The organism is Colwellia sp. BRX8-7, from assembly GCF_014077275.1.
In the GTDB taxonomy this organism is placed as follows: domain Bacteria; phylum Pseudomonadota; class Gammaproteobacteria; order Enterobacterales; family Alteromonadaceae; genus Colwellia_A.
This window is the reverse complement of the sequence record NZ_JACGVP010000006.1, coordinates 222,081-237,571: the sequence shown is the minus strand read 5'-3', so window position 1 is coordinate 237,571 and position 15,491 is coordinate 222,081. Positions and strand designations below refer to the sequence as shown.

Sequence of the window (15,491 nt, the reverse complement as noted above, 5' to 3'; positions counted from 1 at the left end):
CAGTTATTTACTCATTTCTTTAGCATTAAATTCTTTTGTTGAAAATAGGACAGGGCGACTTGGTGCTGCATCATTATGAAAAGCAGGTGTTTGAATATTGATAAAATAAAAGTCATCAGGGATCTCATTATCAATAAACGCTATTTCGGTAATCGTCTTATTCACTAAGCTATTTTCGTTTACTTGCTGACTACCTTCATTAACTTGCCAAAATAAATGGTGACAAGTCATTAATCCCTCATCATGTAAGCGGTCAATTGATGGCAGATCTACTATTAGGTGTTCAACACCACGTTCATTCAAATATAAAATGGCTTCACGGCTGAAAAAAGCAGGTTGATTCTCACTGTTATAAGCTTGATGTTTTTTACTACTGTTATTTGGCAAACTTCGAATAACCAACGCTTGTAATTGCTCATTGTGATAATCAACAAGTGCTTTCTTAAGTGCAGATTTACTGATGATGACATCATATTTAGAAAAGTCAGGGCTGTAATTCTCCTTACTTTCTATCGCTAATTCAGGTGTTAATGATATTACAGCGCAGGGCATTAACGCGGGTAAGTTAAGCTCTGCTAATGTCTTTGCCTGCGTTTCATTATTGATACCATTATTGACAGCATGACTGTTCATTGAAAAGTCACAAATATGTGCGATAGATTCTGTATGGGTACCGTTACAATGCGGATTAATCGTCAATTCATTTACATTGCAACTGCCACCTTGTTTCGTATCACCAACAAAATCCCCCGCTTGCATTGGACTGGCTAGAGCCGCATTGGCAGAAAAGTGATTAGGCTGTTGCGTTGGTTGATTAAAGTTAACAGGAATAGCCAATGACCATGAGTTTGCTATATTGACTTGATAACTAGCATGTTTAAGTTCTATGGTTATTTTTATCGTGCTATTTTTAACGTTAACTTTCGTGTTCGCGATACTCATAAAAATTGCTCTTTTGATAATCCTAACCATTTAAGCGCTGAACCATGCAGTAACTTTTCTTTAATATCATCAGAAAACTGACTATTCTCGATAAGCTTTCCAGGTTCTAATTCACCCAATGGAAATGGGTAATCAGTACCCAAGGCAATATTGTCTGGCCCCATCAAATCGACTAAATATTTCAGTGCTAATTCATCATGTACTAATGAATCCAAATAAATTTGAGGAAGAAAATCTCGTGGGTTAATAGGGCAGTCAACCGCACATAAATCAGGACGAACATTAAACCCGTGTTCAATACGACCAATAGTTGATGGAAATGAACCACCACCATGAGCAAAGGCTATTTTTAGTTTAGGTAAACGTTGTAGTACGCCGCCAAAGATCATCGAGCATATCGCTAAGCTTGACTCTGCAGGCATACCAACGAGCCATGGCAACCAATACTTAGGCATTTTTTCTTTCGCCATCATGTCCCATGGGTGAACAAAAACAGCTGCACCTAAGTCTTGTGCGGCTTCAAAAATAGGGAATAACTCTTTTTGGTCTAAATTCCATTCATTAATATGAGAACCAATTTGAATGCCCGACAAACCAATTTTCATGCAACGTTCAAGTTCTTTTATTGCAAGGTCTGGCGATTGCATAGGTAAAGTACCTAACCCTACAAAACGCTTAGGGTGGTCGTTAACAATGCCGGCAATGTGATCATTCAAATACATCGATAAATCTAGAGTATCTTTCGGTTTTGCCCAGTAGTTAAACATCACAGGAACCGTTGAAAGTACTTGTACGTCTACATGGTGCTTTTTACAGTCGTCAAGTCGAACTTTAGGGTCCCAACAATTATGGTCTATTTCACGAAAAAACTTTTCATCAACCATCATTCGGGCACAGCCACATTTATGATGATCTAAACTGACAAACCCCCCGTAACCGTATTTTTCACGTAAATTAGGCCAGGTCTTCGGTAATATATGCGTGTGAATATCTATCTTTAACATAACTTACCCCTTCGTCACTGTTGTGCCACATTGCTGACAAGTGCAATTGTCAGGTGTGTCATAAAAACGGGTGAATACTTTAGGTAAGTCTGTTTCTATATTGTCGAGATAAAAAGCTTCTGTGTAGAGTTGTTTTTTGCAGTCAGGACAAAACCAATAAAGTGCATCTTTTTGATTATTTGCTCGCTTTTGTTCAACCACTAAACCTACGCTATTTTCAAAGCGTTGTGGGGAATGCAACATTTTTGGTGGCAGTAAGAATATCTCGCCAGCTTTAATTTTTATATCCTGAAAATTTTTGGGATCATGATGATCATTCTTTTCAACCGAACCATCAATCACTGAAAGCACCATTTCGCCTTCAATTTGATAAAATAATTCAGGGGTTGCGTTATAGTGATAATCGTTACGATTATTTGGGCCGCCGACAATCATCACAATAAAATTGTCTTGTTGAAAAATTTGCTTATTACAAACGGGAGGTTTAAGTAAATGGCGATGTTCATCAATCCAAGCATATAAATTAAAAGGCATAGCGATGCTATTTTTTAACGTTGACATGACTATTCCCCCGTCGTTTTAGTATGAGGCTTTTTATGTTGATTCAACGCAGCGATACATTTAAGCTCAATGGCAATGGGCGTTGGTAATTTGTTAATTTCAACCGTGGTTCGACAAGGTTGGTTATCGGCAAAGTATTCTGCGTAAATACGATTGTAGGTGGTGAAGTCGTCATCCATATTGGTTAAAAATACGGTGACATCAACCAAGTCCATCCAGTTTGCATTTGACGCTTCAAGAATTAAGCGAATATTGGTGAATACACTATGACATTGCGCTTCAATATCGTAACTTTTAATTTTACCTTGCTCGTCAAGTACAACCCCAGGGATATCTTTGCAACCGGCTTTTCTTGGGCCAACACCAGAAAGAAATAATAAGTCGCCTACTTGTCGGGCGTGAGGGTATAAACCTACAGGTTTTGGTGCTTGTTCCGCGTTAATTATTTTCGGGTTCAAAGACGTTTTAATTTTAACATCGCTCATAAGGGATCCTGATGTAATTAATATATTTTTATGGTTATAAGTGTAGACAAAAATCAATCAAAGACCTTTGTTCTTTATTTATTTCAATTGTGTGTAGACTTGAGCACGACTGAGTAGGGAATTTCGAAATCACCGAAAAACACCCTAAGGCACTCCAGAGGAAAATAGGTTAAATAAGCGTCCATTTGCAGCCTAATACGCTGGCAAATATTGCTCCTGATGATTTAAATTTATGACAAATTTGATTCATTTTTTAGTTTGAGCCTATGAGTATTTTATGCATACATTTTTGGGTTCAGTAAAAAATCGCATGGCTTCTAAACCACCTTCTCGACCAACACCTGAATGATTCATACCACCAAAAGGCGTTCGTAAATCACGCAGTAACCAACAATTGATCCACACAATTCCGGTATTTATTTGTTCAGCGAGTTGATGCGCTCTATTAATATTTTGCGTCCAAATAGTCGCCGCTAAGCCATATTGGCTTTCGTTGGCAAGTGCCAGCGCTTGTTCGTCAGTATCAAATATTTGTAAGGTAATAACAGGGCCAAAGATCTCTTGCTGGTTGCAACTTGCATCATTACTTAAGCCTTCAATGATAGTCGGTTGTAAAAAATAACCTTGTTTACAGCGACCAGGTAATAGCACTTGTTCACCGCCCGCTAAAATAGTACCCCCTTCTTTTTTAGCTAAATCAATATAGCCAAGTACCTTTTCTAAGTGAGCTTTGGAGACAATCGCGCCCATTTTTGTTTCATTAAGTAAAGGGTCTTGTGGGACAAGCGCTTGTGCTTTTGCCACTAATGCGTTTTTGAATTTTTCATATATGCCCCGTTGAATATATAAACGTGAAGCACATAAGCAAATTTGACCTTGATTCGCAAAGCTGGCGCGAAAGACTTCTTCAACGGTACTTTCAAAATGACAGTCATCAAAAATTAATGCTGGGTTTTTCCCGCCTAATTCTAATGATAGTTTTTTAAATTTTGGTGCAAGCTGAGTTGCTATTGCTGCACCCGTTGCTGAGCCACCAGTGAATGAGATCGCTTTAATTTTAGGGTGGTTACATATTGCAGCGCCAACGCTTGCACCTGTTCCGTGTAATATATTTAAAACACCTTTAGGCAAACCGACTTTCAGACAAATAGCGCCGAGCATTGCCGCCGTTTTTGGGGTTATTTCAGAGGGTTTAGCAATCACGCAATTACCTGCAGCGAGTGCTGGTGCTATTTTCCAAGTAAATAAATACAGCGGTAAATTCCAAGGGGAAATACAGCCGACAATACCAACAGGTTGGCGCAAGGTGTAATTGATTGCCGTATGAGCAATCGCATGAGATTCACTAGCGAATTGCGAACAGGCATGAGCAAAGAATTTAAAGTTACTTGCCGCACGTGGAATATCTACCATTCTCGCTAAAGAAACCGGTTTACCATTGTCTGTGGCTTCGGCAAGTGCTAAGGATTCAAGTTGGTTTTCAATTTCTTGTGCTATGGCAATTAAATAGTCGGCACGTTGTTCTAAAGCCAAGGCCCGCCATGCGGGCAGGGCAAGCTCTGCTGCTGCAACAGCTTGTTCAACATCAGCGATATCACTATTGGGTATTTGGCCGTAAACTAGCCCCGTGGCCGGCTCAATATTATCTAAATAATTATTATTGATGGGCGCTTGATATTGGCCATCAATAAAGTTTTCAATAATATTATTCGCATTGAGCATTATTATTCCTCTACTTATTGTTTATTAAAGTAAACCTTATAAGCACGAGGTTCTGCCACCATCGACGGGTAAATTAATACCTGTGATATAGCCAGCAGCAGGCGATGCTAAAAAAGCGGCCGCCGCTGCAAATTCTTCGGGTTTAGCAAAACGGCGCATAGGAATAATTGCTTTTTCGTTAAGCGTAGCCTGTTCAATTGAAATGTTTTGTTTTTTGGCTTTCCCTGAAATAATAGCATCCAAACGAGCGGTTGCAGTAGCCCCGGGTAAGACATTATTGACAGTAATACCAAATTCACCCAATTCATTTGCTAAGGTTTTCGCCCAGCTCGCCACCGCACCACGTATGGTATTAGAAACACCTAGGCCATTGAGCGGCTGCTTAACAGACGTAGAAATAACATTGATAATACGGCCATATTGCTTTTCTTTCATACCAGGGATAAGCGCTTGAACCAAGTGATGGTTGGACACTAAGTGTAAATTGAAGGCGTTGATAAATTCATCGGTACCAGCCTCATTGGCCGGTCCAGGTGCGGGTCCTCCGGTATTATTGATTAAAATATCATAACCACCCGATGCGTTAATATGCGCATTGATCACGGTTTTTACTTGTTCTGTATTCGAAAAGTCAGCGATTAATACTTGGTGCTTTTGACCTTGAGATTTATCAAGCTCAGCTTTGACTAATTCAAGGGCTGCTTGATTACGTGAGAATAGTGTGACGTTAGCGCCTAATTGAGCAAGCTCAATCGCACAGGCTTTACCGATCCCTTGACTTGAACCACAGACCAATGCGCTTTTACCTTGAAGATTTATATCCATGAATACTCTTTATTATTGTATTTTTCAGACGATTTTTTCAAAACGGCGTTAAGTTAACTTCGTTGAAAATTTGAGTTAACCAATTTCTATCACATTAAATAATTTAATGTCAGCAAAAGCGTGAAGTTTTATTTATTTACTTTGTAAACTTTTATAGCCGTATTCTCTGTAATTGCGCATTAATAGACAGAGTGTTATTTCACTTTGACATTTGTTAGATTAAGCTGATAATGGTGTTTTATCGCTAATCAATAGCTGCAATGACCATAAATAATCTACTAAAAGGTGCCTATATTTCAGGGCAGGGAACACCGGTTGTACTTCTTCATAGTTCGCTAAGTTCGGCCAGACAATGGCAGCCCTTAGTCAAACTGCTTGAACCTCACTACTTAGTCATCAATATTGATTTGCTCAGTTATGGTAATGCAGAAAAAGTCGCTGATGAGTTAAATTATAATTTTGATGTTGAAATTAACCGTATTAAAAAAATTATTACTCATGTTGCTCAACATCAGTCTTTTCACTTGGTTGGGCATTCTTGTGGCGGCGCGATTGCCTTAAAGCTAGCCATTGAGAATCCAGAAAAAATATTAAGTCTTTCTTTATATGAGCCGGTTGCGTTTCATTTACTTGAACAAAGTAGTGACGCTCGAATGTTAGCGGATAACTTTGCTAATAAAGTTAATATCGATGATAGGTATCAGGCGGCAGAGATCTTCACTGATTTTTGGAACAAAACAGGTTTTTTCAAAGCATTACCACAAAAAGTTCAGGATATAATGGCAAGAGATATGCCTAAGGTGAGTTTAGACTTTAAAGGTTTAATATCAGAGAAATATACTTTAACCGATCTAAGTGGTCTTACTTGTAAAGTGTTAATGATGACAGGGGAACACAGCCCTGAACTGAGTCAATCATTAGCCAATCAAATTAAAGCCAATTTACCCAATGTTGAACATCAACGTTTTCCAACTGGACATATGGGGCCGGTAAGCCATAGTGGCTTAATTCATCCGGCGATTGCTCGCTTTATTGCTGATTGATAAAACAAAAAAAAAGACGCCTTAGCGTCTTTTTTATTTTGATGATGTCAATACTATTGTACAAGCTCTTTATCAGTGAACTCATCACTAAATAATGGACTTGATAAGTAACGTTCAGCGGAACTTGCTAAAATAACAACGATATTTTTATCTTTGTTTTCAGGTTTCTCAGCTAAACGTTTAGCGGCAACAACCGCGGCACCTGAAGAAATACCTGCAAGAATACCTTCTTCTCTCATTAGGCGGTGACACATTGCCATGGCTTCATCGTTGGTCACTTTTTCAACAGCATCGATCATGCTTAAGTCTAAGTTACCAGGAATAAAACCAGCACCAATACCTTGAATTTTATGTGGGCCAGGTGTTAATGCTTCACCCGCCATTTTTTGGCTAATAACCGGTGAGTCAGTAGGCTCAACAGCTACAGACATAATGTTTTTGCCGGCAATATTTTTGATATAACGACTAACACCGGTAATGGTACCGCCTGTTCCAACACCGGCAACAAAAATATCAATCTTACCATCGGTATCTGCCCAGATCTCTGGACCGGTCGTTTTTTCGTGGATTTCAGGGTTAGCAGGGTTGTCGAATTGCCCCAATAAAACATACTTGTCTGGATCTGAATTTTTAATTTCTTGCGCTTTAGCTATGGCACCGTTCATACCTTTAGCGCCATCGGTCAATTCAAGTTTAGCCCCTAAAGCTGCTAATAACTTTCTGCGTTCTAAACTCATGGTATGTGGCATAGTTAACGTAATACCATAACCTCGAGCTGCAGCAACAAAGGCAAGGGCTATGCCGGTATTACCACTTGTTGGCTCAACGATTACTTTACCAGGTGTTAATAAGCCTTTCTTCTCTGCATCCCAGATCATGTTTGCACCAATACGACACTTAATACTCGCACTTGGATTTCTTGATTCTATTTTTGCAAAAACATTACCGGTAGTTACACGGTTAAGTTTTACTAAAGGCGTTTTACCTATAGTGGTTGAGTTATCTTCAAATATTGTCGTCATGGTAGCTCCTTAATAAAGCTTTATTTACTTTAATAGCACAAGGTTAGCGCTTTATAGAAATAAAAGAAGTGATATTTTGTTAACTTATATACAAAAAAAGAATATAGAAATGCTTTTTTAGTTAAGTTAGTGTGTTATTAGCCTGTAATTATCGTTCTTTTTGATAATAACCTATTTTATTCTTTAATTATAATTACTGTTAAACCCTAATGATAGCTTGGCGAATAACAAACAAGCTTTTTATAAGTGGTTTTAATATTATGGTTGCGCTTCTTTATGCTAATAAGTAAAAAGTGTTCAGCGCTTGAATTAATTTACCTCTTTTTTAAATGGTATTATTTTAAAATTTGTTGATCTCTTCTGAAAGTGTCCTTGCTTTTACTATCAATAAACTGTCAATAAATGGTCAATAAACTATCAAAATTATAAATAATTAGCCATTGACTAATAAATGGTCATTGGACTATTATCAATTTTAACTGGTCGAACGTCCGATGAGTTGTAGTACCAATAAAAATAAGACGTAAAAATATAATTATAAAATAAAATTTAAAATAATTTGGGGAAATAATGAATATAATCAAAAGTATAACGGTTGTAGCAGGGATCTGCCTGACATTCTGCTCAGCAGCTTCTTACAGTAAAGAATATAAAATAGTACTTATCCATGGCTTTCAGCCACAACAACTTATTGTTGATGGTGACGTTACGGCGAGTGGTCAAAATTACTGGCAAGGCTATTGGAATAATCTCAGTGATGCCCGTATTGACTGGCCTTCATATGAACGAATAGAAGGTAAAATAGCCACAGACTATGTTTGGCCAAAGTTGAAATCATTTTCTGAAAGTAACTTTTGTACACCGGGTTGCATCTTTGTAACACATTCAACCGGTGATTTAGTGGCACGGTATATTATAGATAACCAAGAAACTTGGTTGGAAAATGCTGGATTAGCACCACTGAATATTGTTGCAACTTTTGACATTGCTGGCGCAGGTGGTGGTAGTGAACTTGCTGATGTGGCGGTAAGTGTTGCTGAGGGTACAGAAACGTGGTCTTTTGTCATTGAGGCAGCATTAGAGGCTTGGTTAGGCGGCGATCTTGGCGATGAAATGGGCGTACTTAATGATTTAAAAGTCAATAACGCTAGACAACTTGCACCATTACCAGATGCGAGGATCCCTCGTCTACGCTTTGTCGGTGATGCAAGTGAATATTTAGGGGTTACTAGCCCATTTATTCAAGGTAATGACGACGGTGTTGTTGGTACGCACTCCTCTTGCGGAGCTAATCGCCAAGCAAGATACGGTAGCTGCAGTACCGGTATCGCGTTAAATGGTAAAATAGCACAGCAAGGTAATGCCGTTAATGGTTTTATGCCATACCATTACCCAATGCTTATGGGTAAAGCTTATAGTCATGGTTCGTTACTTGAGCCACAACAGCAAGGTAAAGTGACGGCAGCAAGTAATCAGAAAAACCTACTGTCAGGAGAAAGTATTTACTTTGACACTTATACTAAAACGACTGGCTGGTGGCTTTGGAAGAGTAATTATCTCTATGTTGAAAATTCGAATGATGACAGTATGTCAACGCTCATTTATGACGCGATTCCGAATTAAATAATATAGTTAAGGCTGTTGGTTTTCTAGGTTAATCAAGGAAAATCAACAGTGTCTTGGCAAAAGAGTAAAGCCGTTATGAAAAAAAAATCATTGTTAAAAAAATTCAGTGTTATATCTACTATCACCGTTGTTGTTTGGCTCTTTTGGCCATCAACACCTCAAAAAATAACGATTGTTAATGAACCCTTGATAAAAAAAATTCCAATTAAGACAACTAGCTTGCCAGAACAGCCGCCAAGTAATAATAGTTCGCTCGAGGCTACAGTTAATAAAATCACTTCAAACGATTCAGCAGTTCTTGTTGCACAAGCGTATGCGGCAGAGTTAACTTTTCCACCCTATTCACAACCTTTAACGGATAAAGATTTTGACCGCTTAACCCCTAATTTTTTTAATCCACAATCTATGTTAGTCGACGACAATGGCACTCAAGTAAGTGCCGCATTATCAAAATATCGTTATACCTATCCCGAAGTCGTTTTTGCGACACTAACCGGTGAAAATATTACCGGCGCAGAACTGCAACTTGTCGATATCATTACAGGTAAAGTATTATTGACTAGTCAATTTGAACAGGGTGAAGAAAACTGGCATTCACACTTTACCGGTAAAAGAGATTTGCCACGAGAATTGCAAGCATCGATTAAGGCGAAAATTAACGGTAAGAATATTAATATTACCCTAGCACTTAAATATGTTGATTCAGTTGCTACCCTAGAAAGTTTTGAACCGGCCTACAATGAAGATGCTGATATGGTATTAAAAGCTAATTTAACCACTAGAGAGCAAGGCCTATATAGAATGCGGGCAAATTTATTTGATGCCAATTACCAACCCATCGCCCACTTAGTTAGCAAAGCAAAACTCAATAAGGGCAATAGTCATCTTTATTTAAAAGCTCACCGGTCAGTATTACAAGGCAGGCAAGCGCCATTTTACTTATCAACTTTTTCAATTGAATTAATGTCACCTGCTCCCGGTGAACCGACCAAGTACGGTGATAGTTCAATTGATGAACATGCAATAAAAGGTTTTGCAGTCAACAGTTTAAGCGATTTGCCCTATCAAGCTTCTTCGCAGGAACAACAACGCTTACTACTGTTGCAGAACATGGCAGAAGGCAGGTAGAAGGTTTGATTAATAGTTGATAATTGATGAAACGATGTGTTAATCAATCGTCTGAATAGCGCTGATTTTCCGTAGACAAACAACGACAGAGCTTTTATTAAAGTCGCAGTGTAAAATAAAGTTTAGTTTGATAACCGCTATCAAACTAAACTTATTTATCGATTAATAAGGTGCTAAGGCATCCAAGCGTAACTAACTTTAGTAAACAAAGTACGTTCACCACGCCTTAACGTAGTTAAGTCGTCATCTTGATAGCTAGTGTCTGAATACCCTAAGAAAAATACTGTCTGTGGATTAAGCTTATAGCTATAAATTAATTGTGTTGATAAATCACTATTGGTGTTCGAATAAGCTGAAATATTATTATCTGGATTTTTATCTACATCGTAGTAAACAACATTTAATTTAAGATAACTGTTCACATCAAATTGGTAAGAAACTCTTAATTCCACTATGTTCGCATCGTATACATTACCTTGACTCGTATCGAGAGTTTCATAAGTATAAGAAAAATCAATCTCTAAATGACTGGTTGGGTTAAGGCGAGTGTTCGCATAAATTTCTTGATAATCAGCGAGGCGATTATTTTGGTAATCTATTTTTTTACCAAAAGAAAAATAAACTTCACCATAAAGGTATCTTGTTGGTTTTATATACGCAAACATAGTCAAAAGCTTTTCAGTAAACCGGTCGGTATTACCGTCAATAGAGTCATCAAACTCAATTGCTGCGAGGCCGCCATTCAATTGATTTAACTCACTTTTACGTAACCCTATTTTATCTGCATAGGTAAACATAATATCAAATTGTGAAAGTTTAGGGCCATCAATCGTAAAACTCGAAGCCAAACTTTTTTCGAGCAATTCACCATTTTCATTGTGTTTAATTTGCCACTGACCTGACAATTTTGCTTCTTGCCAAAAGCTGTCGCCTTCACTGTAAAAGAAACGGTCAACTAATAGTCTCTCATCTTGATAATCAGCTTGGGGCATAAAACCTAAATCAGCGCGGAAATCTTTACCTATTTTTTGATGTTCAGCACTTACCGACCAATACTCCGAGTTGTGCTCATAACTAAGTTTGACCGCTTGGTCGGCAAAATCAGTCGACTCCTCTATTGAATTGTCACTGTTTGAATGAACAACTTGTGCAAGAATAGCATTCGAGTCATCCATTTTATATTTGGTATTGATACCGGCAACGGTATTTTGATAACTATCAGACTTTCTTAAGGTGCTAATTGCACCTAATGAAAAGTCTTCAGAAAAGTCGTAGCGATATTTAAATGCGCCAGAGTGGCTTTCTTCATCTAACGATTTTAAACGTGAGCCGGTATTTCCTGGCACAATAAAATTAGTTTCTGTGTCATGACTAATAAAAGCACCATAGGTATGGTTGTCATTAGTACCCGTTAATTTTGCACCATAATCAGGGTCGGCAATGTTTCTGGTATAAACTAAATTAAAATTTGAAGAGAAATAATCTGAGTTTTCTACAAAGAAAGGGCGAGCCTCACGATAAAACAAGGAATAGGTTTTATTAACGCTAAGTTGTCCGGCATCAGACTCTACTGTCGAAAAATCTGGGTTTACCGTAACGTTTAATAGCGTGTTGGCATTAATACCCCAGCGTAAGTCAACGCCCGCTTCGGTGTCGTTATCGCTTTGCCATTCATCTTGTGGGTCGTAAATGTCACGAGTATCATTTTTACTTGCCACTATTGCTGGCGTGATTGTTAAATTGTTACCGGTTTTTGCATCTTTAAAACCTTTTGCTTCAGGTATTTGGCATAACCAACAATCATTGTCTCGGTCGAGCGGTATATGAGATATACGCAGGCGAGAGTCGCGCGGGTAGAGACGAATAAACTCAATTGCCCAGGTTTTTTCTTCATCTGTGTCAGCAAAGTTCAATGCATGGTAGGGCACAGCCATTTCAACTTGATAGCCACTCGCTGTTCTTTTGCCAAACGATTGCCACATACCATCCCAAGCTGAATTGACATCACCGGTGAGTTCGTTTTTTATTCTATCGATTTGCGATCCGTAAGGATTAACAAAGAGTTCATAACTTAATCGTCGATTGTTGTAAGTGTCGAGTTTTATACCCACCACATCGTCTTCGAGTCGTGTATCTCGGTCACCTAAGTAGGCAATTATTTCTTCAGGGTTGGGATCTTGGGCAATAAAAGAGATATAAATGGTCTCGCCATTTTCAAATATTTTTGCGGTGGTTTTAACCGGGCTAGGCTTATTATTCCAAGGGGAATTAACAATGTTGAGCTCTATGGATAATGCCTGAGACCATTCCTCTTCGTTGATGTTGCCGTCTATGGTGACTTTTGTTTTAGCATAAGGTATCGATAAATGATCGATTTTATTAATTGTTTGTTCTTGGGCATTTTGTTCAGCAAAACTATTCTGTGAAAATAGTAAGAATATACTAGCTACTAAGGCTTTGTAGCTACTTCTTAACAACAACATTTTCTCTCCAGGGTTACATTTTATTATTTTTATATTGTGACTCTGGATAAATTGTGTCAAAAAAATGCAGTTAAAACAATCATTAATTATTCTAGCTCTATTATTAGCAGGCAATAAAAAAGTCGCCAAATGGTAGCAGGCAATAAAAAAGTCGCCAAATGGCGACTTTACGTAAAAGCTGATGGGATTATTATTTATTTTTACTTCATCCAAGCATAGCTAAACTTCATAAAGAGATTACGTTTATTTTGATTTAAGTCGCTAAAATCTTCTTCGGTGTAGTGTCTATCAGAATAGCCTAGATAGAAAACTGTTTGCGAATTCAACTTGTAGGCGTACAACAATTCAGTTGAGACGTTCTTCCTGCTTTGGGTAATATCTTCGGGATCTGTGTAAATATAATTGTTAATATTTCTGTTGGTATTATTATAAATAAAACTAAAACGTAAAAAACTTAACACATTAAATTGGTACGTTGCTCTAAAATCGGTCAATCTTGCAGTAAAGACGTTGTTACTGGTCGCATCGACATTATGATTAGTGGCATCTAATTGATTAAAGGTATGTTTGATATTTAATTCTAAATGCTTATCAACATTTAAGGTTACCTTTGAACTCCACTGTTTAGTACGGCCCAGACGGTTGTTTCTGTAATCAATGGCATCGCCGTATTTAAAGTTACTGTTAAAGTATAGACCTAGCATTGGATTAACTTCACCAAAGAGTGAAAATTGATTTTCGGTAAATAAGGTGGTGTTACCGTCAATGGCTAAAATACTTTTATCTTTTCTTAAACCGACTAAATCACGGTTTGAATAAGAAAAGCGGAAGTATGAATTCATACTTGAATTTAGTTGAGCGTTGATATCAAATTCTTTTTCAATCAATTCATTATTGTCGTTATGGGTGATATCCCAATCAGAATATATTTTAAATTTCGTCCACCATTCGCCTGGTTTCGCATACCACTTTCTATCACCACCAACAGAAAAACGCTTGTAGTCAACATTAGGAATAAAGCCTAAATCACCACGAAAGCCAGAGTTTTGCTGATCGTATGTTACGCGGTAATACCAGTCTCGGTCATTGTGAGAATAGCTGGTTTTAAAGGCACTACCACTAAACTTATCATCATTTAAGGTCCGTAAAACCTGCTCATTGTAATCACATTGACTATAGCCACAGTCAATGTTTTCAGGTGGCGCATGGCAATTGTCTGACTCACTTGAATCGTCGCTATCATCGGCATTACAAAATTGCTCAAATAAGTTGTCAGGATATTCTGTAGTTGAATAAAGCGCTTGAAACTTAAAGACATCAGCCGTTGAAAGTCTAATTTGACTGCCGACACTGTGTACTATATTTTGATAATCTTCGGCGGTACGTATGGTACTTACGGTCCCCATAGTGATGTTTTCGTTAAAATTGTAACGATAGCGAAAAGCGCTTGCTTTTGATTCGCCTTCGATGCTCGCTATGGAAGAGCCTCTATTACCGGGGATTAAAATATTGGTACTGTCGTCATCGGTGACAAATAAACCAAAGGAGTGATCATTTTCTCGACCAGTTAATTTAGCACCGTAGTTTGGCGCGTTAATATTTCGGGTATAAATCAGGTTATAATTTGAATCAAAGTAATCAGCATTATCTAGAAAAAACGGTCTTTTTTCTTGGGTGAAAAGTGCAAAGTTATTATTGATATTTAACTGAGCATTATCTGTTTCAACTGTTGAAAAGTCTGGGTTAATTGTGGCATTCAACACCCAGTCAGGTGTTATTCCCCAACGAACATCTAAGCTAGCTTCTGTGTTGGTTTCACTCTGCCAATCCTCATTATTTTCTCTTTGTTCATTAACGCCGGTAACAAGTGAAGGCGTAACGGTTAAGTTATCGCCTTGTTTTGCCCCCGTAAAGCCTTCAATCGTGTGAAGTTGGCATAACTCACAGTCGTTATCTCGTTCAAGGCGGACGTTTGAGAAACGAAAAAATTCGTTTCTCGGATAAAAACGCATTAATTCAATGCCCCAATCTTGTAATGACGATTTTTCAGTAAAGTTAAGCATACGAAGGGGTAAAGCCATTTCTACGATATAGCCTTTATCGTTAATTATTCCTGCACTGTCCCAGATGCCATCCCAAGAATCACTTTCACTTTTCGTTATTTCATTTTCGACACCGTCGATTTGAGAGCCTAAAGGGTTGACTAAAAATCGATAAGCCGAACGTTGGTCGTTATAAGTGTCAATTTTTATGCCAACGACATCGTCACCCCATGATTGATCTCTATCGCGGTAAAACGCTCGAATTTGGCTTGGGTTGGGATCTTCAGCAATAAAAGCAATATAGAAAGTACCGCCATCTTCCATTAATAACGCTTCGGTATGAACTTGGCTAGGTATATTGTCGTATGGACGAGTAACGTTATTGATTAATATTTTTTTTGCATGGCGCCATTGTTTTTCATCTAATTTAGCATCTATGGTTATTTTACCTGAAATCCTTGGGATTTGGGTTGACTGTTGCGCGTTAGCTTTACAATGAAAAGAAAATAATAAAGTGGAAATAGTCAAAATATGGCTGAATTTGACAGTGAACATTGATGCTCCAAAGGAAAGTGTTTGCACAAAGTTTATCTGCAATACTGACGGTA

The 15,491-nt window shown here is 38.0% G+C and carries 12 protein-coding genes; 3 read left to right on the top strand and 9 right to left on the bottom strand.

Annotated elements, in window-relative coordinates; all coding sequences use genetic code 11:
* Positions 1–3 precede the first annotated feature (3 nt).
* From H4J57_RS08190 to H4J57_RS08165, 6 genes are all read right to left on the bottom strand, one after another.
* A complete protein-coding gene (locus tag H4J57_RS08190; protein ID WP_182242478.1) occupies positions 4–942 on the bottom strand; it encodes a cyclase family protein in 939 nt (312 codons plus the stop codon).
* Positions 939–1,946 (bottom strand): amidohydrolase family protein, encoded by a 1,008-nt coding sequence (locus H4J57_RS08185; protein ID WP_070373934.1) that lies wholly within the window; start codon positions 1,944–1,946, stop codon positions 939–941. Before H4J57_RS08185 ends, H4J57_RS08190 begins: the two co-directional genes overlap by 4 nt.
* Positions 1,947–1,949: 3 nt before the next feature.
* Positions 1,950–2,507, bottom strand: a complete 558-nt coding sequence (locus H4J57_RS08180) for a 3-hydroxyanthranilate 3,4-dioxygenase (RefSeq protein ID WP_220470285.1) — start codon at positions 2,505–2,507, stop codon at positions 1,950–1,952.
* 2 nt (positions 2,508–2,509) lie between these two features.
* The gene (locus tag H4J57_RS08175; protein ID WP_182216170.1) at positions 2,510–2,992 is read right to left on the bottom strand and encodes a RidA family protein; all 483 of its coding nucleotides are present in this window, start codon (positions 2,990–2,992) and stop codon (positions 2,510–2,512) included.
* A 264-nt stretch (positions 2,993–3,256) separates the two neighbouring features.
* Positions 3,257–4,714: an aldehyde dehydrogenase gene (locus H4J57_RS08170; RefSeq protein ID WP_182242477.1), complete on the bottom strand. Its 1,458-nt coding sequence runs from the start codon at positions 4,712–4,714 to the stop codon at positions 3,257–3,259.
* A gap of 36 nt (positions 4,715–4,750) precedes the next feature.
* Positions 4,751–5,539: an SDR family oxidoreductase gene (locus H4J57_RS08165; RefSeq protein ID WP_182231092.1), complete on the bottom strand. Its 789-nt coding sequence runs from the start codon at positions 5,537–5,539 to the stop codon at positions 4,751–4,753.
* A gap of 260 nt (positions 5,540–5,799) precedes the next feature.
* Between H4J57_RS08165 and H4J57_RS08160 the strand changes: the two genes are divergently transcribed.
* Positions 5,800–6,582 (top strand): alpha/beta fold hydrolase, encoded by a 783-nt coding sequence (locus H4J57_RS08160; RefSeq protein WP_182222765.1) that lies wholly within the window; start codon positions 5,800–5,802, stop codon positions 6,580–6,582.
* A gap of 53 nt (positions 6,583–6,635) precedes the next feature.
* Here the strand turns inward: H4J57_RS08160 and cysK are convergent, their stop codons facing one another.
* Entirely contained in the window at positions 6,636–7,604 is a 969-nt protein-coding gene (gene cysK / locus H4J57_RS08155) for a cysteine synthase A (RefSeq protein ID WP_182242476.1), read from the bottom strand.
* Positions 7,605–8,174: 570 nt separating this feature from the next.
* Between cysK and H4J57_RS08150 the strand changes: the two genes are divergently transcribed.
* Positions 8,175–9,227 (top strand): hypothetical protein, encoded by a 1,053-nt coding sequence (locus H4J57_RS08150; protein WP_182242475.1) that lies wholly within the window; start codon positions 8,175–8,177, stop codon positions 9,225–9,227.
* A gap of 78 nt (positions 9,228–9,305) precedes the next feature.
* Entirely contained in the window at positions 9,306–10,358 is a 1,053-nt protein-coding gene (locus tag H4J57_RS08145; RefSeq protein ID WP_182242474.1) for a hypothetical protein, read from the top strand.
* Positions 10,359–10,531: 173 nt separating this feature from the next.
* On the opposite strand, the gene H4J57_RS08140 is transcribed toward H4J57_RS08145, so the two are convergent.
* Positions 10,532–12,841, bottom strand: coding sequence for a carbohydrate binding family 9 domain-containing protein (locus H4J57_RS08140; RefSeq protein WP_182216159.1), 2,310 nt, complete (start codon positions 12,839–12,841; stop codon positions 10,532–10,534).
* A 200-nt stretch (positions 12,842–13,041) separates the two neighbouring features.
* On the bottom strand, positions 13,042–15,438 hold the full coding sequence (locus tag H4J57_RS08135; protein ID WP_182242473.1) for a carbohydrate binding family 9 domain-containing protein: 2,397 nt from the start codon (positions 15,436–15,438) through the stop codon (positions 13,042–13,044).
* Positions 15,439–15,491 lie beyond the last annotated feature (53 nt).

Bases quoted from the DNA above. Each gene is read 5' to 3' on its own strand.
- H4J57_RS08190 (WP_182242478.1), bottom strand. From the start codon at position 942: ATGAGTATCGCGAACACGAAAGTTAACGTTAAAAATAGCACGATAAAA.
- H4J57_RS08150 (WP_182242475.1), top strand. From the start codon at position 8,175: ATGAATATAATCAAAAGTATAACGGTTGTAGCAGGGATCTGCCTGACA.
- H4J57_RS08140 (WP_182216159.1), bottom strand. From the start codon at position 12,841: ATGTTGTTGTTAAGAAGTAGCTACAAAGCCTTAGTAGCTAGTATATTC.
- H4J57_RS08180 (WP_220470285.1), bottom strand. From the start codon at position 2,507: ATGTCAACGTTAAAAAATAGCATCGCTATGCCTTTTAATTTATATGCT.
- H4J57_RS08170 (WP_182242477.1), bottom strand. From the start codon at position 4,714: ATGCTCAATGCGAATAATATTATTGAAAACTTTATTGATGGCCAATAT.
- H4J57_RS08165 (WP_182231092.1), bottom strand. From the start codon at position 5,539: ATGGATATAAATCTTCAAGGTAAAAGCGCATTGGTCTGTGGTTCAAGT.
- H4J57_RS08135 (WP_182242473.1), bottom strand. From the start codon at position 15,438: ATGTTCACTGTCAAATTCAGCCATATTTTGACTATTTCCACTTTATTA.
- H4J57_RS08175 (WP_182216170.1), bottom strand. From the start codon at position 2,992: ATGAGCGATGTTAAAATTAAAACGTCTTTGAACCCGAAAATAATTAAC.
- H4J57_RS08145 (WP_182242474.1), top strand. From the start codon at position 9,306: ATGAAAAAAAAATCATTGTTAAAAAAATTCAGTGTTATATCTACTATC.
- H4J57_RS08185 (WP_070373934.1), bottom strand. From the start codon at position 1,946: ATGTTAAAGATAGATATTCACACGCATATATTACCGAAGACCTGGCCT.
- H4J57_RS08160 (WP_182222765.1), top strand. From the start codon at position 5,800: ATGACCATAAATAATCTACTAAAAGGTGCCTATATTTCAGGGCAGGGA.
- cysK (WP_182242476.1), bottom strand. From the start codon at position 7,604: ATGACGACAATATTTGAAGATAACTCAACCACTATAGGTAAAACGCCT.